Origin of the sequence: Xylophilus sp., assembly GCA_009914555.1 — a bacterium.
Classification (GTDB): Bacteria; Pseudomonadota; Gammaproteobacteria; order Burkholderiales; family Burkholderiaceae_C; genus WNDY01.
On sequence record WNDY01000009.1, the window covers coordinates 29,451 to 50,186 of the forward strand.

Consider the following 20,736-nt stretch of genomic DNA (forward strand, 5'->3'; position numbering starts at 1 on the left):
CGGGAGCGCGGGGAGTTCAGGGATGGGTGCGGCATATATCGGAGTCTTTCTTCGGGTATCGGCGGCGCGATCTTCCCTCACCACGCCGGCGGCCGCAGGCGCTCAGGTGTCCAGCGCGTCTGCCGGCACGCGTACGCAGCCTTCGAAGAGCACGCGGGCGCTGCGGCTCATGAGGGCCTTGGTGACCTTCCACTGCCCGTCGACCAGCGCGGCCTCGGCACCCACGCGCAGCGTGCCCGAGGGATGGCCGAAGCGCACGGCGCTGCGTTCGCCGCCGCCGGCTGCCCGGTTGACCAGTGTGCCCGGGATGGCTGCGGCGGTGCCGATGGCCACGGCCGCCGTGCCCATCATGGCGTGGTGCAGCTTGCCCATGGAGAGCGCGCGCACCAGCAGGTCCACGTCCGCCGCCCGCACCGCCTTGCCGCTCGACGCGGTGTAGTCTGCGGGCGGCGCGACGAAGGCGATCTTGGGCGTGTGCTGGCGCGTGGCGGCTTCGGCCACGTCGCCGATCAGTCCCATCTTCACCGCGCCCCAGGCGCGGATGGTCTCGAAGCGCGCGAGCGCGGCCCGGTCCTCGTTGATGTCGCCCTGCAGTTCGGTGCCGGTGTAGCCGATGTCCGCCGCGTCGAGGAAGATGGTCGGGATGCCGGCGTTGATCAGCGTGGCCTGGAAGGTGCCGACGCCCGGCACCTCCAGGTCGTCGACCAGGTTGCCGGTGGGGAACATCGCGCCGCCGCCTTCGCCTTCTCCCTCGTCGGCCGGGTCGATGAATTCGAGCTGGACCTCGGCTGCAGGAAAGGTCACGCCGTCGAGTTCGAAGTCGCCCGTCTCCTGCACCTGGCCGTTGGTGATCGGCACATGGGCCACGATGGTCTTGCCGATGTTGGCCTGCCAGATGCGCACGGTGGCGATGCCGTCGCGCGGGATGCGACCTGGCGCCACCAGTCCGCTCGCGATGGCGAACGGCCCCACGGCCGCCGAGAGGTTGCCGCAGTTGCCCGACCAGTCCACGAAGGGCTGGTCGATCGACACCTGGCCGAACAGGTAGTCCACGTCGTGGCCGGGCCGCGACGGGGCCGAGACGATCACCGTCTTCGACGTGGACGAGGTGGCCGCGCCCATGCCGTCGATCTGCTTGCCGTACGGGTCGGGGCTGCCGATCACGCGCAGCAGCAGCCGGTCGCGCGCGGGGCCGGGCCGCTGCGCGGCCCCGGGCAGGTCCTGCAGGCGGAAGAACACGCCCTTGCTGGTGCCGCCGCGCAGGTAGGTGGCGGGGATGCGGATCTGCGGTGCGAAAGCCATGTCAATCCTTCTGATTCTGTGCGAGGAAGTCCTGGGCGAAGCGCTGCAGCACACCGCCGGCCTCGTAGACCGAGACTTCCTCGGCCGTGTCGAGCCGGCAGGTCACCGGCACCTCGGCGGTCTCGCCGTTCCTGCGGTGGATGACCAGCGTGAGCGTGGCGCGCGGCGTGCGCGCGCCCGCCACGTCGTAGGTCTCGGTGCCGTCGAGGCCGAGCGTGGTGCGGCTGGTGCCGGGCTGGAATTCGAGCGGCAGCACGCCCATGCCGATGAGGTTGGTGCGGTGGATGCGCTCGAAGCCCTCGGCCACCACCGTCTCCACGCCCGCGAGGCGCACACCCTTGGCGGCCCAGTCGCGGCTGGAGCCCTGGCCGTAGTCGGCGCCGGCGATGATGATGAGCGGCTGGCGGCGGTTCAGGTAGGTCTCGATGGCCTCCCACATGCGCACCACTGTCCCTTCGGGCGCGATGCGGGCGAGCGAGCCCTTCTTCACCTGGCCGTCCACCACGGCCATCTCGTTGACGAGCTGCGGGTTGGCGAAGGTCGCGCGCATGGCGGTCAGGTGGTCGCCGCGGTGGGTGGCGTAGGAGTTGAAGTCCTCCTCGGGCAGGCCCATCTTTGCGAGGTATTCGCCGGCCGCCGAGTCGCGCAGGATGGCGTTGGACGGCGACAGGTGGTCGGTCGTGATGTTGTCCGGCAGCAGCGCCAGCGGGCGCATGCCGCGCAGCGTGCGCGGGTTGGCGGCCAGCGCGCCGACGCCCTCGGTGTCCCAGTAGGGCGGGCGGCGGATGTAGGTGGACTGCGGGCGCCAGTCGTACTGGGGGGAGGTGGATGCCTCATCCGCCTGCCGGATGGCGAACATGGGCTCGTACACCCGGCGGTATTGCTCCGGCTTGACGGCGGCGCGGACCACGGCGTCGATCTCCTCGTCGCTGGGCCAGAGGTCTTTCAGACGGATCTCCCGGCCGTCCACCACTCCCAGCACGTCGCGCTCGATGTCGAAGCGGATCGTACCCGCGATGGCATAGGCCACCACTAGCGGCGGCGAGGCCAGGAACGCCTGCTTGGCATACGGGTGGATGCGCCCGTCGAAGTTGCGGTTGCCCGAGAGCACGGCCGTGGCGTAGAGGTCGCGGTCGATGATCTCCTGCTGGATGACCGGATCGAGCGCGCCGCTCATGCCGTTGCAGGTGGTGCAGGCGAAGGCCACGATGCCGAAGCCGAGCGCCTCCAGGTCGTGCAGCAGGCCGGCTTCCTGGAGGTACAGCTCCACGGCCTTGGAGCCGGGCGCCAGCGAGGTCTTGACCCAGGGCTTGCGCACCAGCCCGAGACGGCGGGCGTTGCGCGCGAGCAGGCCGGCGGCGATCACGTTGCGGGGGTTGCTGGTGTTGGTGCAGCTGGTGATGGCGGCGATGATGACCGCGCCGTCGGGCAGCAGGCCCTCGGCCTCCTGTTCGCGCGCCTTGTCCAGATCGACCGCGATGCCGCGCGCGGCGAGGTCGGAGGTCGGCAGGCGCCGGTGCGGGTTCGACGGGCCGGCCAGGGTGCGCACCACGGTGGAGAGGTCGAAGCGCAGCACGCGCTCGTACTGCGCGCCGGCGAGCGTTTCGGCCCAGAAGCCGGCCGTCTTCGCGTAGGTCTCGACGAGCCGGACCTGCGCTTCCTCGCGGCCGGTGAGCCGCAGGTAGTCCAGCGTCTGCTCGTCGATGGCGAACAGCGCCGCGGTCGCGCCGTACTCGGGGCACATGTTGGAGATGGTCGCGCGGTCGCCGATCGTGAGGCTCCTGGCGCCGTCGCCGAAGAATTCGAGGTACGCGCCCACGACCTTTTCCTTGCGCAGGAACTCGGTGAGCGCGAGCACCACGTCGGTCGTGGTGATGCCGGGCTGCCGGCGGCCGGTCAGCTCCACGCCGACGATGTCGGGCAGCCGCATCCACGAGGCGCGGCCGAGCATCACGTTCTCGGCCTCCAGGCCGCCCACGCCGACGGCGATCACGCCGAGCGCATCGACGTGCGGCGTGTGGCTGTCGGTGCCGACGCAGGTGTCGGGGAAGGCCAGGCTGCCCTTCTCGTCCTTCTGCACGGAGACCACCGGCGACATCTTCTCCAGGTTGATCTGGTGCATGATCCCGTTGCCCGCGGGGATCACGTCCACATTGGCGAACGCCTTCTTCGTCCATTCGATGAAGTGGAAGCGGTCCTCGTTGCGGCGGTCCTCGATGGCGCGGTTCTTGGCGAAGGCGTCGGGGTCGAAGCCGCCGCACTCGACGGCCAGCGAATGGTCGACGATGAGCTGCACCGGCACCACGGGGTTCACCGCGGCCGGGTCGCCGCCTTCCTGGGCGATGGCATCGCGCAGGCCGGCCAGGTCCACCAGTGCGGTCTGGCCCAGGATGTCGTGGCAGACCACGCGCACCGGGAACCACGGGAAGTCCAGTTCGCGCCGGCGCTCGATCAGCTGGCGCAGGTAGTCGTCGACGCGGGCCGGATCGGCGCGGCGCACGATGTTTTCGGCATGCACGCGGGCGGTGTAGGGCAGGCCGGCCCAGGCGCCGGGGCGCAGCGCATCCACGGCCGCGCGGGCGTCGATGTAGTCCAGGGCGGTATCGGGCAGGGCTTTTCTGAAGGAGGAATTCATCGGGGGCAGTCTTCTGGGGATGACCCGGCGCGAAGCGGCTGCCGGGGCAGGGCGGCTCGCTCACTGAGCGCGGATGTCGTTGTCGGTCACCACTTTTGCGTACCGCGGGATCTCGGCGCGGATCAGCGCGCCGAAGGCGCCGGGGCTTCCGCCCGCGGGGGAGACCCCGGTCGGCTCCAGCTTCGCGGCGAGTTCGGGCGTCTTCAGGCCGGCGTCGAGCGCGCCGTTGAGCCTGGCCAGCATCTGGGGCGGCACGCCGCGGGGCGCGATCAGGCCGTGCCATGCCACGACGTCATAGTCGGGCAGGCCGCTTTCGGCCACGGACGGGATCTGCGGATAGGCCGCCAGCCGCCGGGCCGTCGTGACGGCCAGCGCGCGAAGCCGGCCGGACTGCACATGCTGCATCAGGGCTTCGGTGCCCGCGATGAACAGGTCCACGTTGCCGGCCACCAGGTCGGTCACGGCCGGGCCCGTGCCCCGGTAGGGAATGTGCGTCGCCTTGGCGCCGGCCATGCCGAACAGGTATTCGGTCGCGATGTGCAGGTGGCTGCCGTTGCCCGCCGAGGCGAAGGTGAGCTTGCCGGGGTTCTGCCGGGCGTAGGCCAGCAGCTCCTGGAGGTTCTGCGCCTTGACGCGCTGCGGGTTGACGCACAGCACGTAGGCGCCCTTGGACAGCTGGATCACCGGCGTCATGTCGGCCACCGGGTCGAAGCGCAGCTTGTAGAGGGCGGGGTTGACCGTGTAGCTCCCGGCGATGAGCAGCAGCGTGTACCCGTCGGCCGGCGTGTGGAGCGCGTACTCGGTGCCCAGCGTCCCGCCCGCGCCCGGCCGGTTGTCGACGATGACCGGCTGGCCCAGGCGCTGGTTCAGGATGTTCGCCGCGACGCGGGCGATGAAGTCGGACCCTCCGCCCGGCGCGAAGGGGCAGACGATGCGGATCGGCTTGCCGGGGAACGCCTCCTCGGCGTGCCCCGTCCGCATCGCGGGCAGCGCCATGCTGGCCAGTACCGTGGTGGAAAAGGCGCGGCGGTTCAGTGCCATCGTTGTCTCTCTGGTTGGTTGGTCCGCCGCCACTCTCGATCCAAGTGCGCCGCCTGTCCAGGCCTAGCCACGCTCGTCGATGGGAACGAAGGCCAGGTCCTCCGGGCCGGTGTAGTTGGCGCTCGGGCGGATGATCTTGCCGTCCTGGCGCTGCTCGATCACGTGGGCGCTCCAGCCGCTGGTGCGGGCGATCACGAACAGCGGCGTGAAGTGGGCGGTCGGCACGCCCAGCAGGTGGTAGCTCACGGCGCTGAACCAGTCGAGGTTGGGGAACATCTTCTTGACTTCCCACATCACGCTCTCCAGCCGCTCGGCGATGTCGAACAGCCGGGTGCTGCCGGCCTCGGCCGAGAGCTGACGCGCCACTTCCTTGATGACCTTGTTGCGCGGGTCGCTCACGGTGTAGACCGGATGGCCGAAGCCGATGATGGTTTCCTTGGCCTCCACGCGGCGGCGGATGTCGGCCTCGGCCTCGTCGGCGCTGTCATAGCGGCTCTGGATGTCGAAGGCCACTTCGTTGGCGCCGCCGTGCTTGGGGCCGCGCAGCGCGCCGATGGCGCCGGTGATGGCCGAATAGATGTCGCTGCCGGTGCCGGCGATCACGCGGCCGGTGAAGGTGCTGGCGTTGAACTCGTGCTCGGCATAGAGGTTCAGGCTGATGTGGGCGGCCTTGACCCAGCTCTCGGAGGGTTTGCTGCCGTGCAGCAGGTGCAGGTAGTGGCCGCCGATGGAGTCGTCGTCGGTCTCGACCTCGATGCGGCGGCCGTTGCGGGCCCAGTGGTGCCAGTAGAGCAGGGCCGAGCCGAGCGAGGCCAGCAGCCGGTCGGCGATGTCGCGCGCGCCGGCCACGCCGTGGTCGTCCTTCTCGGGCTCGATGGTGCCGAGCGTGGAGACGTAGGTGCGCAGCACGTCCATCGGATGGGCCGCCGCCGGGATCTGCTCCAGCACCGTCTTCACCGGTGCCGGCAGGCCGCGCAGCGCGCGGAGCCTGGCCTTGTAGGCGCGCAGCTCGGCGCGGCCGGGCAGCTTGCCGTGGACCAGCAGGTGGGCCACTTCCTCGAACTCGGCCTTGTCGGCCAGGTCGAGGATGTCGTAGCCGCGGTAGTGCAGGTCGTTGCCGGTGCGCCCGACGGTGCACAGGGCGGTGTTGCCTGCGGCGACGCCGGAGAGGGCGACGGACTTCTTGGGCTTGAAGGGGGCGGGTGCGGCGGTCTCGGGGGGCGTGGTAGCGCTCATGCAGGGGTCTCCTGGGTTCAAAAAGGCCCCCGGACAGGCACGCGGCGGCCTGCCCGGTCCCCGGAGCCGGGGGTGTTGCCAAGGTTCGCAATTTACGCAAAATCAACCCCGGCGAACAGGGGTAAAAAGGCGAAGTTTTGCGAAATGGTCCCCAGCGCTTTGCGAAGATTGCGAATCAAAAAGCCATGACCGAAAGAGCCCGAGCCAGAAAGACCTTCATGGGCGTGAAGCTGCGCCGGCTGCGCGCGGAGCGCGGCCTGTCGCAGACCGCGCTGGCGCAGGCGCTGGGTCTGTCGCCGAGCTACCTCGATCAGCTGGAGCAGAACCAGCGGCCGCTCACGGTCGCGGTGCTGCTGCGGCTCCAGCGGGCGCTGGATGTGGACGTGCAGGCGTTCTCCAAGGACGAAGAGGCCCGGCTGGTCGCCGGGCTGCGCGAGGCGCTGGCCGATGCGCTGGAGCCGGTCGCGCTGCCCGAGCTGCAGGAGGTCGCCGCCCAGATGCCGGCCCTGGGCCGGGCCGTGGTCGCGCTGCACCGGCGCGCCGCCGACCTGCGGGAGCGCCTGGAGATGCTGTCGCTGCGCCTGGGCGACGACCGGGCCGACACGTCGGCCCTGCCCACGATGCCGTTCGAGGTCGTGCGCGACTTCTTCTTTGCCCACCAGAACCATTTCGACCCCCTCGAACGGGCCGCCGAGGCGCCGGCCGCCGGCATGGCGCAGGTCGACTGGCTGGAGCGGCGGCTGGCCCACGAGCACGGCGTGCGCGTGGTCCTGGCCGGGGAGGGCGAGGCGCGCAAGCGCCGCTACGACGTGGCCAGCCGCACGCTGCGCATCCATCCATCGCTGGGGCCGGCGCAGCGCGCCTTCCGGCTGGCCACCTAGCTGGCGCTGCTGGAATTCTCCCGTCTGATCGACGGCCTGACCGACGTGCCCGAGCTGGCCGACGATGCCGCCTCGCGCGCCCTGGCGCGCATCGGCCTGGCCAACTACTTCGCCGGCGCGCTGCTGCTGCCCTACGGCGCCTTCCTGCGGGCCGCCGAGGCCCTGCGCTACGACATCGACCTGCTGGGGCAGCAGTTCGGCGTGGGCTTCGAGACGGTGTGCCACCGGCTCTCCACGCTGCAGCGCCCCGAGGCACCGGGCGTGCCGTTCTTCTTCGTGCGGGTGGACCGCGCGGGCAACATCTCCAAGCGCCAGTCGGCCACCCATTTCCATTTCAGCCGCACCGGCGGCACCTGTCCGCTGTGGAACGTCTACGAAGCCTTCGGCCAGCCCGGGCGCATCCTGCGGCAGCTGGCCCGCATGCCCGACAGCCACACCTACCTCTGGATCGCGCGGGTGGTGTCGCACCGCACCGGCGGCTACGGCGCCCTGCAGCAGGAGTTCTCGATCGGCCTGGGCTGCGACATCCGGCATGCCTCGCGCCTGGTGTATGCCAAGGGCCTGGACCTGCGCGACCCCGAGGCTGCCACGCCGATCGGCATGGGCTGCAAGGTCTGTGAACGCGAGCGCTGCCTGCAGCGGGCCTTTCCCTACGTCGGCCGGCCGCTGGAGGTGGACGAGAACCAGAGCCGGATCGCGCCGTACGCGGATTGACGGCTGCACATACTCCCGCCTCAACTATGCCGTAGCGCGCGCAGACTGGGCGCCAGGAAAACATACTCCCTGCCTATGCGAAGTCCGGATGCCCGGGCGGAGGCCCGCGTACATCGGCCGCGATCAGCCGTTCCAGCCCTCGGGCGCGGGCAGGCGGTCAGGCGGCGCTTTCATCGAGCGTGCCGGTCTGCAGGTGCTGGGTATCGGCCCAGCCCACGAGCGTGAGCCCGCCGGGCGTCCACAGCAGGCGGTTGATGGCCGCGTTGCCCAGGTGCCAGGTGCGCGGCGCCTGGATCTCCTGGCCGGTGGCCGCGCGGTAGAGCACGTCCATCACGCCGCCGTGGCCGACGAGGACGATGAGCTGGCCCGGATGGCGCGCGGCCAGCCGGTGGGCCACGCCGGTGATGCGCTCGCGAAAGCGCACCAGCGACTCGCCGCCCTCGGGCTCGAAGTGCGGATCGCGCGTGCGCCAGCGGCGGGCCTGCTCGGGCAGCGTGGCCTCGATCTCGGCGAAGGTGCGGCCTTCGAACACGCCGAAGCCGCGCTCGCGCAGGCCGGGCTCCGGCGTCACCGCGATGCCCGCGGCCGCGCCCACCGCCTCGGCCGTGTGTCGGGCGCGCTGCAGGTCGCTGGCGTAGATCGCCGCGATGTCCTCGCCGGCCAGCGCACTGCCGACCTGGCGCGCCTGCCAGCGGCCGGTGTCGTTGAGCGGGATGTCGAGATGACCCTGGATGCGCGTGTCCACGTTCCAGGCCGTCTCGCCGTGGCGGATCGCGATGATGCGGGTGGGTTCTTCCATGTGTGGGTGCTTCCCTGTTGTGATCGGCTGCCAGTTCCGGCGCGGCCCAGGCCAGCAGACGCCGCGCAAGGGCCGCCCCGCCGCGCTGGCGTCACCCTCTCTCCCTTCCCGGAGCGCGCAGCGCTAGAGAGAAGAGGGGAGCGGCGCAGCCGCTCGGGGGGTGTGCTCTACCTTGGAATCTCTACGTCCACGCGCCGGATTCCCGCCAGCGGCTGCGGGAAGTCGCGCAGCGCCGCGTCGAACATCGCGCCCAGGGTGGCGTCGTCGGGCCAGACGCCCTCGTGCACCGCACGCGTCTCGTAGACCACCTTGCCGCTGGCTGCGTCGCGGATCACGATGCTGGCCTCGCGCAGGTACAGCGTGGGCGGCGGCAGGTAGAGCGGATGCGGGCGCAGCCAGCCGGCGCCCCAGTAGCCGCCGCGCCAGCCGCCGTACGGGCCGCCCCAGTAGCCGCCGCGCAGCCAGGGATCGGTCCACGGGTCGTAGCGCAGCTCGCGCGCGGTGTGGCTGCCGATCTGCACCGTGAAGCGCGCGGCCTCGTCGGTGCGGCGCAGGCCGACGCGGGCCAGCGCCTGCTCGGCCAGGTCCTCCAGCTGCTTCTGTTCGGTGGCGCGCGCCTGCTGCGAGGGCAGCCGCTCGAAGCGGTAGGTGGACGGCTCGACCGGGCCGCTGAGCGACGAGAAGCTCTGCACGTTGCTGTCGACCAGCCGCGAGGTCGAACAGCCGGCGATGCACAGCGCCGCGGCCGTCAGCAGCAGGGCGGAGAGGGTTCTTGGCAGGGATTGCATGGAATGTGCTCCTTTCCGGACCTGCCGCGCAGGTCAGATGGTGACGACCTGCAGCCCGGGCAGGCTGGGCTGGGCGGCGGGAAAGTCCTCGTGGTCGAAGGCCCGGTCGCCGTCCTCGCTGGCCACGCCCGTGGCCTTCAGGTTGCGGAAGTCGTGCAGGCTGGCGTCGAGCAGGTGGCTCGGCACGATGTTCTGCAGCGCGGTGAACATGTTCTCCACCCGGCCGGGGAAGCGCTTCTCCCAGTCGCGCAGCATCTCGCCGACCTGCTTCCTCTGCAGGTTTTCCTGGCTGCCGCAGAGCGTGCAGGGAATGATCGGGAACGCGCGGTGCCGGGCCCAGCGCGCCGTGTCCTTCTCGGCCACGTAGGCCAGCGGGCGGATCACCACGTGGCGGCCGTCGTCGCTCACCAGCTTGGGCGGCATGCTCTTGAGCTTGGCGCCGAAGAACATGTTGAGCAGCAGCGTCTGGAGGATGTCGTCGCGGTGGTGGCCCAGCGCGACCTTGGTCGCGCCCAGTTCATCGGCCACGCGGTAGAGAATGCCGCGGCGCAGCCGGCTGCACAGACCGCAGGTGGTCTTGCCTTCGGGCACGACGCGCTTGACGATGCTGTAGGTGTCCTGCTCCTCGATGTGGAACGGCACGCCCAGGTTCTTCAGGTAGGTGGGCAGCACGTCCTCGGGGAAGCCCGGCTGCTTCTGGTCGAGGTTGACCGCCACCAGGTCGAAGCGCACCGGCGCGCGGGCGCGCAGCTTGAGCAGGATGTCGAGCAGCGCATAGCTGTCTTTGCCGCCCGACACGCAGACCATGACCTTGTCGCCTTCCTCGATCATGTGGAAGTCGGTGATGGCGCGGCCGACCTCGCGGCACAGGCGCTTTTCGAGCTTGTGGCTCTCGCGCTCGATCTTCAGGCGCGCGGCGGCGGCACCGTTCATGGACGGTGCGGTTGGCTCGGAGGGGTCGATCCAGACGGCGCTCATGGGGACAGCAGGCAAGGGGCGGACGAGGGCACGGATTTTACCGGCCGCTCACCATTGCCCTGTTTCGACGCGTATGGCCACTTCGCAGTCGTCGAAGATTTCCAGCTTGGCGATCTTCACGCGCACGCCCAGCACCCCCGGCAGCTGCAGCAGCCGGCGGGCCAGGCGGCCGATCAGGCTCTCCAGCAGGTTGACGTGCTCGGCGGTGCATTCGTTGATGATGATCTGGCGGACCTTGCGGTAGTCGAGCACGTGGGTGATGTCGTCGTCGCGCGGCAGCAGCGGCTGGGTGCCGAGGTTGAGCTCGGCATCGACCTGGATCGGCTGCGGCGCGGTCTTCTCGTGCGCGAGGATGCCCAGGTTGGCGTCGAAGCGCAGGCCGCTGAGGGTGAGGATCTGGTTGCCCTTGGTGATGGACATGGTGGCGTGCCTCGTGGCGGCTACATCAGGGAGAAATCGCGCTCGAAGCGCATGAGGTGCTGGCCGCCGTCGACCAGCAGCGTGGTGCCGGTGATCGACGGCGTCTCCAGCGCGAAGCGCACGGCAGCGGCCACATCGGCCGGCGTGGACGAGCGGCCCAGCGGCGAGAGCTTGTGCAGTTCGGCGAATTTTTCCTCGCCGAGCATGTGGCTGGTCAGCGTGAGCCCGGGCGCCACGCCGACCACGCGCACCCGCGGCGCCAGCGCCAGCGCCAGCGCGGTGCCGGCGGCCTCCAGCGCGGCCTTCGACAGCGTGTAGCTGAGGAAATCGGGGTTCTGGTTCCAGAGCTTCTGGTCGAGCAGGTTGACCACCACGGCCGGCGGTTCGCCCTCGGCCGGCTCGCGCGCCGCGACATGCGCATGCAGCGCCTGCGCCAGCAGGATCGGCGCGCCGGTGTTGCTGCGCAGGTGCCGCTCCAGCGCGGCGAACCCGAAGTCGTGCACCGTGTCGTGCTCGAACAGCGAGGCGTTGTTGACCACCGCATCGACCCGGCCGAAGTGCGCGGCCACGCGCGGCAGCAGCGCCCGCACATCGGCCTCGTCGGACAGATCTGCATGAAAACTGGCGGCAGTATGTCCCTGGAGCGCACATTCTTCCACCGCCTCCATGGCATCCTGCTCGGAGTATCTGTAGTGGATCGCCACTTGCCAGCCGGCCGCGGCGAGCGTGCGCGCAATCGCGCGGCCCAGGCGGCGGGCGGCGCCGGTCACGAGGACGGTGCGGGGGCGGGAGGGTGCAGGCATGGGAGGGGCGGGAGGGGCGGGCGGCGGCAGGCGGCCAGTTTAGCGGCGGCCGGCGCTCAGGCCCTTGTATCTTTAGACCTCGGACCGGCTTGGGTGGCCCGACCGCCCTCTGGGATGTTTGAAGCCAATTGCGACTCCGGCCAGATGCGCGGGCAGCGCACCGTCTGGGCCGGCAGAGCCGATGTGCGCCGAACCCTGTGTATGGCCACGCTGACCGCCGTACGCCACAACCTGATGCTGAGGGCCGACTACCAACGGCTGCTCGCTGCGGACAAACGCAAGAAGGTCGCGCTCATGGCATGCATGCTCAACGCCATCGCCAAGCATGGCTCGACTTGGAATTTGGACCTTCATCAAACTTGACTTCCAAGACGGTTACTTCATCCCACGGCCAGCACCTTGCCTACCGTCCGGGCACAGACTGATTGGATCGAGTGCGCCCGCGGCCCACCGGGCGGGCCGCACGCCGAAGCCAGGCGGCCAGCCCGGCGGCGCCCGGCTGTGGCTCGCGATCCGAGCGCAGGCAGAGGTAGTAGTCCTCGCCAGAGTCGAAGCCGCGCTGCGAAAGCTGTACCAGCGCGCCGCTGGCCAGTTCCGGCGCGATCAGGACTGGCCGCGTCAGCGCCGCGCCAATGCCTTCGAGCATCGCACCTCGGGTCAGCAGGCCGTCCTCGCAAACCATGCCTGCCAGCGCGGCTTTGGGCGGTGCCCCGGCTGCGGTCAGCCAGGCGGCCCACGGCTCAGGCGTGCCGTCGTGCACCAGGGGGAGTGCCGCCAGATCGGCATCCCGTGCGAACGGCCCGTGCCGCTGTGCCAGAGCCGCGCTGCAGACTGGAAAGGCCTTTCCCGAGAGCAGTTTCTCGCTGGCATAGCCCGGCCAGACGCCTCGTCCGAAGCGAAGCGACAGGTCCGCCACATCGCTGGCGTAATTGCGGTAGCGTGCATATTGAAGCTGCACCTGTACCTGCGGATGCTTTTCCATGAAGGCGGCCAACTGCGGCATCAGCCAACCCGAAGCGAGCAGCGGTTGCGCACTCACGGTCACGCGTTCCGGTAACGCCTCCTGGCGCAACTGGGCCGCAGCGCGCTGCAGCAACAGGAAGGCCGGGCTCACGGCATCCGAGAAGCGCCGGCCGGCCTCGTTGAGCACCAGAATGCGGCCCCGCTTCTCCGTCAAGGCAGTACCGAGCTGGTTCTCCAGACCGCTGAGCTGGTAGCTCACCGCCGACACGGTGATGCCGAGTTCCGCCGCCGCCGCAGAGATGCTGCCGAGCCTTGCGAAGCTCTCGAACGTTCGCAGTGCTGCCAGCGGCAGCCCTGCGGCGGCCGCATTCAATTCTTGAGATGAACTCATATTTATATAACTATTTAACTCAAATGATCTTATAAGATTCGCGCCTTGGCAAACTCTGGACCTTGCGCATGGCGCTGCACTTCCCACCATTGGAGTATCAGGCCCGGCAGCACCGGGCCCTTGCGCGCATCCGCTCGGAAGACCTGGCCGGCCTGCTCGTGTTCCGCCAGGAAAGCATGTACTGGCTGACCGGTTACGACACGGCCGGCTACTCGCAGTTCCAGTGCCTCTGGCTCGGTGCCGACGGCGACATGACGCTGCTCACGCGCTCTTCCGACGTGCGGCAGGCGCGGCTCACCTCGGTGATCGAGGACGTGCGCCAATGGGTCGATGCGCACGGCGCCAATCCTGCCCAGGCGCTGCGTGAAGCCATCGGAGGGCGCCTGCGCCCGGGCGAGCGGATCGGCGTCGAGTACGCCTCGGTGTCCCTCAACGCGCAGCGCGGCCGTCTGCTCGACGAAGTCTTTGCGGCGGAGTGCACCCTGGTGGACGCTTCGACGCTCGTTTCTTCGCTGATGGCGGTGAAGTCTGCGGCCGAGCTGGAGTTCGTGCGCAAGGCGGGCCGCATCGCCGACGAGGCCTGGTTGCGCGCACGGGACGCCAGCCGGCCCGGCCAGTCCGAATCCGACATCCTGGCCGAGATCTACGCCACGGTGCTGCGCGCAGGCGGCGACCCGGCCGCGGGCCGCTTCGTCTGTGGCGCCGGCGACAACGCCCTGCTGTGCCGCTACTTCACCGGCAAGGGGCGCATCGGCGCGCAGGACCAGGTCAACATCGAGTTCGCCGCCGCCTGGCGCCACTACCACGCGGCGCTGATGCGCACCGTGGTAACCGGGGCAGTGTCGGACCAGCAACGGCGCATGCACGACGCCAACGTCGAGGCGCTCGGCGCCTGCCGCGCGCTGCTGCGCCCGGGCCGCAGCTACGGCGAGCTGTTCGACGCGCACGCCCGCGTGCTGGACCGCCACGGCCAGCGCCACGCGCGCCTCAATGCCTGCGGCTACAGCCTCGGCATCTCCTATCCGCCGACCTGGATGGAATGGCCGATGGTCTTCGCCGGCAATCCAGTGCCGCTGGAGCCCGGCATGGTGGTGTTCCTGCACATGATCCAGCTCGACAGCGAACGCAACCTCGCCATGTGCCTGGGCGAGACCTTCGTCGTAACCGACGGCGAACCCGAGCGGCTGTCCGCGCTCGGCCACGAACTTCCGCGCGCCTGACCGCCATGACGCCGACCGATCCGGGCCAATCGCTGGAGCTGCAGGACATCCGCAAGCACTACGGCGCCGTCACGGCGCTCGATGGCCTCTCGCTCGAGGTGCGCGCGGGCGAGTTCGTCGCCCTGCTCGGTCCGAGCGGCTCGGGCAAGACCACGGCCCTCATGGCCATCGCAGGCTTCGAGCGGCCCGACGGCGGCCGCATCGTCATCGGCGGACAGGCGATCGACGGTCTGCCGCCGCACCGCCGCAACATCGGCATGGTGTTCCAGCGCTATGCCCTGTTCCCGCACCTCACGGTCGCTGAAAACGTTGCCTATCCGCTGCGTCGCCGCGGCCTGCCCACCGCCGAGATCGCGGCGCGCGTGGCGCAGGCGTTGGCGCTGGTGCGGCTCGACGGCCTGGGCCCGCGCGGTACGGACCAGCTCTCCGGCGGACAGCAGCAGCGCGTGGCGATCGCACGCGCGCTGGTGTTCCGGCCCGGCGTGCTGCTGATGGACGAGCCCATGAGCGCGCTCGACAAGAAGCTGCGCCAGCACATGCAGATGGAGTTGCGCCTGCTGCACCGCGAACTGGGCTGCACGATCGTTCTGGTGACGCACGACCAGGAGGAGGCGCTGTCGATGGCCGACCGCGTCGCCCCGCTCAGCGAAGGCAGGTTGCGCCAGTTCGATGCGCCTGCCGCACTGTACGAGAACCCGGCCGATGCCTTCGTGGCCGACTTTATCGGCCGCACCAACTTCCTGCCGCTGGACGGCAGCGGCGATGCGCGCATCGCGGGCTTTGCCGCACCGCTGGGGGTCGACGCGCTGGCCGCCGACAGCCCGCCCGCCCTGGCCGGCCGCGTCTTCGGCATCCGGCCCGAGCACGTGGCGCTGCGGACCGCGGACCACGCCGGCGGCGAGCCCTGTCGCGTGGTGGAGGCTGCCTACGCCGGAGCCACGCAGTCGGTCCTGGTCGAAGCCGCCGGCCACCGCATCCTCGCCGAGGTTCCGAGCAGCCTGCGGCTGTGGAGCGGCGGCGACGCGGCGCGCCTGGACTTCCATGCGCGGCGCGGCCGCATATTCCTTCCCCTGTCCTCACCATAGTCCACGTCCCAAGGAGCGCTTTCCATGACGTTCGTCCCTTCCTCCAGCGGCCGCCGCCGCTTTCTCGCCTCTTCCCTCGGCGCGGCCACCGCCGGCCTGGGCTTTCCGGCAATCGCCGCAGGCAGCCTGCGCGGCTCGGGGAGCGTGGTCGTCCATTTCGGCGGCGGCACCATGGGCGAGGCACAGCGCATCGCCTACTCAGAGCCATTCGAAGCCGAGACGGGCATCAAGGTCATCCACCAGCCCGGCGTGACCGCGGGCGTGCAGCGCGCGGCGACCCTGGCAGGCGCCCCGAAGCACGACGTCGCCAACATCTCGGGCGGATCGCTCTCGGCGTTCGAGCGCGAGAAACTGCTGCTGCCCATCGACTATGGCCACTGGGAACGGGCCGACCGCGACGGCTACGACATCGTGCCGAGCGCGCCGCTGTACGTGCCCGCCATGCTCTACTCGATGGTGCTGGCTTACGACGCCCAGCCCTATGGCCGCCGCAAGCCGGACAGCTGGGCCGACCTGTGGAACGTGAAGGACTTTCCCGGCCGCCGCACCCTGGCGGCCGGCGCCAATGCCGCCGACGGTGCGACCTACGAGATCGCGTTGCTGGCCGACGGCGTGAAGCCCGAGAATCTGTATCCGCTGGACTGGAACCGCGCGCTGGCCAGCCTGGCGCGGCTGCGCGCCGACATCGCCAAGTGGTGGACCAAGGGCGCGGAGTCGGTGCAACTGCTGGTGGACCGCCAGGCCAGCATCGGCAGCGCCTGGAACGGCCGCATCGACGGGGCGAACGATGAGGGAGCGCGCATCGCCAAGAGCTGGAACCAGGGCATCCTGCAATGGTCGGCCTGGGCGATCCCGAAAGGGGCGCCCAACGTGGAGAACGCCCAGAAGTACATTGCCTTCATGAGCCGGCCCGAGGCGCAGGCCCGGTTCTCCGAAATCATCACCTACGGCCCCACCAACTCGCGGGCCTTCCGCCACATCAAAGCCGACCGCGCGTTGCAGCTGCCCACGGCGCCTGCCGTCAAGGGCAAGCAGATCGTGCAGGACTACGCCTTCTGGAACGCCGCGGATGCCAGCGGCCAGAACAACCTGCGTCGCGCGATCTCCGAGTGGGAGCGCTGGGTGGCGGCGCGCTGACGCCCGGGGCGGTACGGCGATGCGACGTCCCTCATGGCGCGGCAGCCTGGCGGCGATGCCGGCACTGCTGCTGCTCGGCCTCGGCTACCTCGGGCCGCTGGCCACCATCGCCTGGACCAGCCTGCACCGGAACGGGCAATTCGGCATCGCCGCCTACGCGGAGATTCTGGCGTCGCCGGTGCTCCTGGGCATCCGCGGGCATGGCCGCCGCCGTCACCGCGCTGTGCGCGCTGATCGCCTGTCCGTACTGCTACTTCGCGGCGAGGCACGGCCGCCGCCACGCCGAGTTGCTGATGGCCCTGGTGACGGTGCCCTACCTCACCAGCATCCTGATCCGCTCCTATGCCTGGGTCGCCATCCTCGGCAACCACGGTCCTGTCAACCGTGCGCTGCTGGCGCTGGGCGTGACCGAAGCGCCGGTTGCGCTGGTGTTCAACACTTTCGGCAGCTACCTGGGCACGGTGCACGTGCTGCTGCCCATGATCGCGCTGCCGCTCTACGCGGGCATGCGGCGCATCAGCCCGGCGCTGCTGCAGGCCGGCCGCGGCCTGGGCGGCTCGCCGGCCGCGGTGTTCGCCACCGTGTTCCTGCCGCTGTCGCTGCCGGGGCTGGGCGCCGGCGCGGCACTGGTCTTCCTGAGCGCGCTGGGCTTCTACATCACCCCGGCACTGCTGGGCGCGCCGGGCGATTACCTGCTGGCACAGGCCATCGAAGTGCGCGTGTCCACGCTGGGCGAGTTCGACGTGGCGGCCGCGCTGTCCTGCCTGCTGCTGCTGCTGGCTACCAGCGGCGGCCTGCTGCTTGCGCGGCGGCGCATCGCGCCCTTCGATGGCGACGGGAGCGCACGCCCTACCGTCGCCGGTGCCGCCGGCTTGCGCCGCCGGCGGCTGGCCACGCTGCGCTGGCCCCGGGCGGCCGAGCCTTTGGCCGCCTGCGCCGCCCAGGCCCTGGCCTCGTCTGCCGGGCCCCTGCTGGGCGGTTATGCCGGAGTGTTGCTGGCGGTCCTGCTGGCGCCGATGGCCGTGGTGGTGGCGCTTGCCTTTAGCAGCGCGCCCTATCTCACCTTCCCGCCGCCGGGCTATGCGCTGCGCTGGTTCAGGACCCTGGCCGCTGATGGCGCCTGGCTGGCCTCGGCGGGCTTCAGCCTCTGGATCGCCCTGGCCGCGGCGGTGACGGCTCTGGCAGCCGGTACGCCGCTCGCCTTTGCACTGGCGCGCGGACGGCACGCCGCGCGGCGGGGCCTGTGGCTGCTGGCAGTCTCGCCGATGATCCTGCCGCACATCGTCATCGGCCTGGGCATGTTCTTCTGCGCCGTGGCGCTGGGCATCAACGGACGGCCGGCGAGCTTCTGGCTGGCCTATGCGGTGATCGGCCTGCCCTATGTGGTCATCATCCTGCTGCCGGCGCTGGAACGCCTCGACGGCGACCTGGAGCGGGCGGCGGCCAGCCTCGGCGCGTCGCCGGCCGCCGTGCTGCGCACGGTAACGCTGCCGCTGCTGGCGGTGTCGCTGGCCAGTGCGCTGCTGTTCGCCTTCCTGGCCGGCTTCGACGACCTGATCATCGGCCTGTTCCTCAGTTCGCCGAAGGCCACGACGCTCGCAGTGCGCATGTGGGAGGACATCAGCATGGAGATCAGCCCCAAGACGGCGGTGGTGGGCACGCTGCAACTGGTCGTGGTGCTGGGCGTGATGGCGGCGTCGTGGGCGGCGCGCAAGGTCGGGAAGTCGCTGCGCTGAACCAGGAGAAAGATATGACGGCGTGCTGGCGCCGGGCATGTTCGTGCGCGCCCGGCTGCCCGGAGGCGTGCAGCGCGCCCGCCCGGGCATTTAGGTCAAGCCGGCGCCAGCCAGCGCGAACTGAGGGTCGCCCATGGCCAGATTTTTCATCGACCGCCCGACCTTTGCCTGGATCGAGCAGCAGCTCAGCGGCCTGGACGGCCTGCGCTACATCCGCTCGGAGAGCAATTCCGGCGACAGCATCACCATCGTCGTCGCCTTCGAGCAGGACATCGATCCCCACATCGCCCAGGTGCAGAACAAGCTGCAACTGCCCATGCTGATGCTGCCTTGTATTACGGATGACTTACCGGCCGCCGCGCGGGCCCGGTGCATGGCGGACAATCGCTCCCGTGACGAAGACCCGACCCGACAGTGCAGGCCCCGCCGCGGTGGCCGCTCCCGATGCCGAGCGCTCGACCCTGCTGCATGCGCACGTCGCCGAGACCATCGCCCGCGCCGGCGGCTGGATCGGCTTCGACCGCTTCATGGAATTGGCGCTCTATACGCCGCAGCTCGGCTACTACACCAGCGACTCGACCAAGTTCGGCGCGTTGCCGTCCTCGGGCAGCGACTTCGTGACCGCGCCCGAGATGACGCCGTTGTTCGGCGAGGCGCTGGCGGTGCAGGTCGGCCAGGCCCTCGACGCGACCGGCACGCGCGAGGTCTGGGAGTTCGGCGCCGGCTCCGGGGCGCTGGCGCAGCAGCTGCTCGACGCGCTGGGCGACCGGGTAACCCGCTATACCATCGTCGATCTCTCCGGCTCCCTGCGCGCGCGCCAGCAGGCGCGGCTCGCGGGCTGGGGCGACCGCGTGCGCTGGGTGGGCGAGCTGCCCGAGCGCATCGAGGGCGTGGTCGTCGGCAACGAGGTGCTCGACGCGATGCCAGTCCAGCTCCTCGCCCGGCATGCCGGTGCGTGGAACGAGCGCGGCGTGGCGCTGCACGAAGGCCGTTTCGCCTGGGCCGATGTGCCGACCGGCCTGCGCCCGCCAATGGAGATTGGCGGCGGCCACGACTACCTGACCGAGATCCACCCCCAGGCCCAGGCCTTCGTGCGCACGCTGGGCGACCGGATGGCGCGCGGCGCGGCGCTGCTGATCGACTACGGCTTCGGCGAGCGCGAGTACTACCACCCGCAGCGCCACATGGGCACCGTCATGTGCCACCAGGGCCACCGCAGCGACTCCGACCCGCTGGCCGACGTGGGGCGCAAGGACATTACGGCGCACGTGGACTTCACCGGCATCGCCGTGGCCGCCCAGGAGGCCGGACTCGACGTGCTGGGCTACACCACGCAGGCGCGGCTGCTCATCAACTGCGGGCTGCCCGAACGCATGGCCCGGGGCACCGCTGCCGAGCGCGCCGCAGGCGCGCGGCTGATCCACGAGCACGAGATGGGCGAGCTGTTCAAGGCGCTGCTGCTCGGCACGGCCGGCGCGGCATGGGAGCCGGTCGGCTTCGCCGAAGGCGACCGCACGCACCGTCTGTGAGCGGCGCTCAGTTCAGCCGCGCACCGCTGGCCGCGTCGAACACATGGGCGTGCGCCGCCACGGGTCGCAGCCGGAGCACATCGCCGGGGCGCGGCGCCAGCCGCTCGCGGAACGCGGCCAGGATGTCCTGTCCGCCCAGGCGCAGCGCCACCTGCGTCTCCGAGCCGGTCGGCTCGACCACGGCCACCTGCGCCGGCAGGCCGTCCGCGCCATCATCCAGCGTGAAGTGCTCAGGCCGTACGCCGTAGAGCACGCGCGTGCCGTCGCCCGCGCGCGGCGGCGCGACCAACGGCAGGCGCAGGCCGTCCTCGGTCAGCACGACGGGCGCGCCGTCCAGACTCAACCGCCCGGGGACGAAGTTCATGGCCGGCGAGCCGATGAAGCCGGCCACGAAGGCGTTGGCCGGGCGGTCGTACAAATCCAGCGGCGTGCCGGCCTGCTCGACGCGGCCGTCCTTCAGCACCACGATGCGATCGGCCAGCGTCATGGCTTCCACCTGATCGTGCGTCACGTAGACGGTGGTGGTGCCCAGGCGCTGGTGCAGCGCCTTGATCTCGGTGCGCACCTGCACGCGCAGCTTGGCGTCCAGGTTGGACAGCGGCTCGTCGAACAGAAACGCCTCCGGCCGCCGCACGATGGCGCGGCCCATCGCCACGCGCTGGCGCTGGCCGCCCGACAGCTGGCGCGGCAGCCGCTCCAGCAGTGCTTCCAGTCCCAGGATGCCCGCGACCTCCTCGACGCGGCGGCGGATGGCGGCCTTTTCCTCGCCTTGCAGCCTGAGGGCGAAGCCGAGGTTCTGCGCCACCGTCATGTGCGGGTAGAGCGCGTAGTTCTGGAACACCATCGCGATGTTGCGCTCGCGCGGCGGCACGTCGTTGATGACGCGCTCGCCCAGGCGGATCTCACCGCCGCCGATGGCCTCCAGCCCGGCGATCAGGCGCAATAGCGTCGATTTGCCGCAGCCCGAAGGACCGACCAGCGCGACGAACTCGCCGTCGCCGATTTCGATGTCGATGCCGTGAATGACTTCGGTATCGGCGTAGTGCTTGACGATCCGGTGCAGGGTGAGTCGGGCCAT

16 protein-coding genes and 3 pseudogenes are annotated in these 20,736 nt (G+C 70.4%); 8 read left to right on the forward strand and 11 right to left on the reverse strand.

All coding sequences use genetic code 11. The features are described from left to right. Window positions 1–102: 102 nt before the first annotated feature. The 4 genes from prpF to prpC form a co-directional block, all read right to left on the reverse strand. A complete protein-coding gene (prpF, locus tag GAK38_RS06870) occupies window positions 103–1,302 on the reverse strand; it encodes a 2-methylaconitate cis-trans isomerase PrpF (protein ID WP_325342623.1) in 1,200 nt (399 codons plus the stop codon). Window position 1,303: 1 nt separating this feature from the next. Further along, window positions 1,304–3,937 (reverse strand): Fe/S-dependent 2-methylisocitrate dehydratase AcnD, encoded by a 2,634-nt coding sequence (gene acnD / locus GAK38_RS06875; RefSeq protein WP_325342625.1) that lies wholly within the window; start codon window positions 3,935–3,937, stop codon window positions 1,304–1,306. A 60-nt stretch (window positions 3,938–3,997) separates the two neighbouring features. Continuing rightward, window positions 3,998–4,978 (reverse strand): tripartite tricarboxylate transporter substrate binding protein, encoded by a 981-nt coding sequence (locus GAK38_RS06880; RefSeq protein WP_325342627.1) that lies wholly within the window; start codon window positions 4,976–4,978, stop codon window positions 3,998–4,000. Between the two features lie 63 nt (window positions 4,979–5,041). After that, window positions 5,042–6,214 (reverse strand): bifunctional 2-methylcitrate synthase/citrate synthase, encoded by a 1,173-nt coding sequence (prpC, locus tag GAK38_RS06885; protein WP_325342629.1) that lies wholly within the window; start codon window positions 6,212–6,214, stop codon window positions 5,042–5,044. A 218-nt stretch (window positions 6,215–6,432) separates the two neighbouring features. On the opposite strand from prpC, the pseudogene GAK38_RS06890 reads away from it, so the two are divergent. Next, a pseudogene (locus GAK38_RS06890) lies at window positions 6,433–7,809 on the forward strand (short-chain fatty acyl-CoA regulator family protein). Between the two features lie 157 nt (window positions 7,810–7,966). On the opposite strand, the gene GAK38_RS06895 reads toward GAK38_RS06890, so the two are convergent. The 5 genes from GAK38_RS06895 to GAK38_RS06915 all read right to left on the reverse strand — a co-directional run bounded on the left by GAK38_RS06895 (window position 7,967) and on the right by GAK38_RS06915 (window position 11,597). Beyond that, window positions 7,967–8,608: a histidine phosphatase family protein gene (locus GAK38_RS06895; RefSeq protein ID WP_325342631.1), complete on the reverse strand. Its 642-nt coding sequence runs from the start codon at window positions 8,606–8,608 to the stop codon at window positions 7,967–7,969. 167 nt (window positions 8,609–8,775) lie between these two features. Beyond that, window positions 8,776–9,396, reverse strand: a complete 621-nt coding sequence (locus GAK38_RS06900; RefSeq protein WP_325342632.1) for a DUF4136 domain-containing protein — start codon at window positions 9,394–9,396, stop codon at window positions 8,776–8,778. A 33-nt stretch (window positions 9,397–9,429) separates the two neighbouring features. Further along, entirely contained in the window at window positions 9,430–10,374 is a 945-nt protein-coding gene (ttcA, locus tag GAK38_RS06905; protein ID WP_325342634.1) for a tRNA 2-thiocytidine(32) synthetase TtcA, read from the reverse strand. Window positions 10,375–10,422: 48 nt separating this feature from the next. Further along, window positions 10,423–10,794 carry a dihydroneopterin aldolase gene (locus GAK38_RS06910; protein WP_325342636.1) on the reverse strand — a complete coding sequence of 124 codons (372 nt, stop codon included), beginning with the start codon at window positions 10,792–10,794 and terminating at the stop codon, window positions 10,423–10,425. Window positions 10,795–10,814: 20 nt separating this feature from the next. Further along, a complete protein-coding gene (locus GAK38_RS06915; RefSeq protein WP_325342638.1) occupies window positions 10,815–11,597 on the reverse strand; it encodes an SDR family oxidoreductase in 783 nt (260 codons plus the stop codon). 126 nt (window positions 11,598–11,723) lie between these two features. Here GAK38_RS06915 and GAK38_RS06920 point away from each other — a divergent pair. After that, window positions 11,724–11,960: pseudogene (locus tag GAK38_RS06920) on the forward strand (transposase); the annotation flags it as partial. A 40-nt stretch (window positions 11,961–12,000) separates the two neighbouring features. Here GAK38_RS06920 and GAK38_RS06925 read toward each other — a convergent pair. Continuing rightward, window positions 12,001–12,951 (reverse strand): LysR substrate-binding domain-containing protein, encoded by a 951-nt coding sequence (locus GAK38_RS06925; protein ID WP_325342640.1) that lies wholly within the window; start codon window positions 12,949–12,951, stop codon window positions 12,001–12,003. A 68-nt stretch (window positions 12,952–13,019) separates the two neighbouring features. Here GAK38_RS06925 and GAK38_RS06930 point away from each other — a divergent pair, with 68 nt between their 5' ends. The 6 genes and pseudogenes from GAK38_RS06930 to GAK38_RS06955 all read left to right on the forward strand — a co-directional run bounded on the left by GAK38_RS06930 (window position 13,020) and on the right by GAK38_RS06955 (window position 19,658). Beyond that, entirely contained in the window at window positions 13,020–14,171 is a 1,152-nt protein-coding gene (locus GAK38_RS06930; RefSeq protein ID WP_325342642.1) for a M24 family metallopeptidase, read from the forward strand. Window positions 14,172–14,176: 5 nt separating this feature from the next. Next, entirely contained in the window at window positions 14,177–15,256 is a 1,080-nt protein-coding gene (locus GAK38_RS06935) for an ABC transporter ATP-binding protein (protein WP_325342644.1), read from the forward strand. A gap of 24 nt (window positions 15,257–15,280) precedes the next feature. After that, the gene (locus GAK38_RS06940; RefSeq protein WP_325342646.1) at window positions 15,281–16,393 is read left to right on the forward strand and encodes an ABC transporter substrate-binding protein; all 1,113 of its coding nucleotides are present in this window, start codon (window positions 15,281–15,283) and stop codon (window positions 16,391–16,393) included. Window positions 16,394–16,593: 200 nt separating this feature from the next. Next, on the forward strand, window positions 16,594–18,129 hold the full coding sequence (locus GAK38_RS06945) for an ABC transporter permease subunit (RefSeq protein WP_325342648.1): 1,536 nt from the start codon (window positions 16,594–16,596) through the stop codon (window positions 18,127–18,129). A 133-nt stretch (window positions 18,130–18,262) separates the two neighbouring features. After that, window positions 18,263–18,460, forward strand: a pseudogene (locus GAK38_RS06950) (efflux RND transporter permease subunit); the annotation flags it as partial. 196 nt (window positions 18,461–18,656) lie between these two features. Further along, complete coding sequence (locus tag GAK38_RS06955) at window positions 18,657–19,658, forward strand: class I SAM-dependent methyltransferase (protein WP_325342727.1); 1,002 nt, start codon at window positions 18,657–18,659, stop codon at window positions 19,656–19,658. 7 nt (window positions 19,659–19,665) lie between these two features. Here the strand turns inward: GAK38_RS06955 and GAK38_RS06960 are convergent, their stop codons facing one another. After that, window positions 19,666–20,736, reverse strand: a complete 1,071-nt coding sequence (locus GAK38_RS06960; protein WP_325342650.1) for an ABC transporter ATP-binding protein — start codon at window positions 20,734–20,736, stop codon at window positions 19,666–19,668.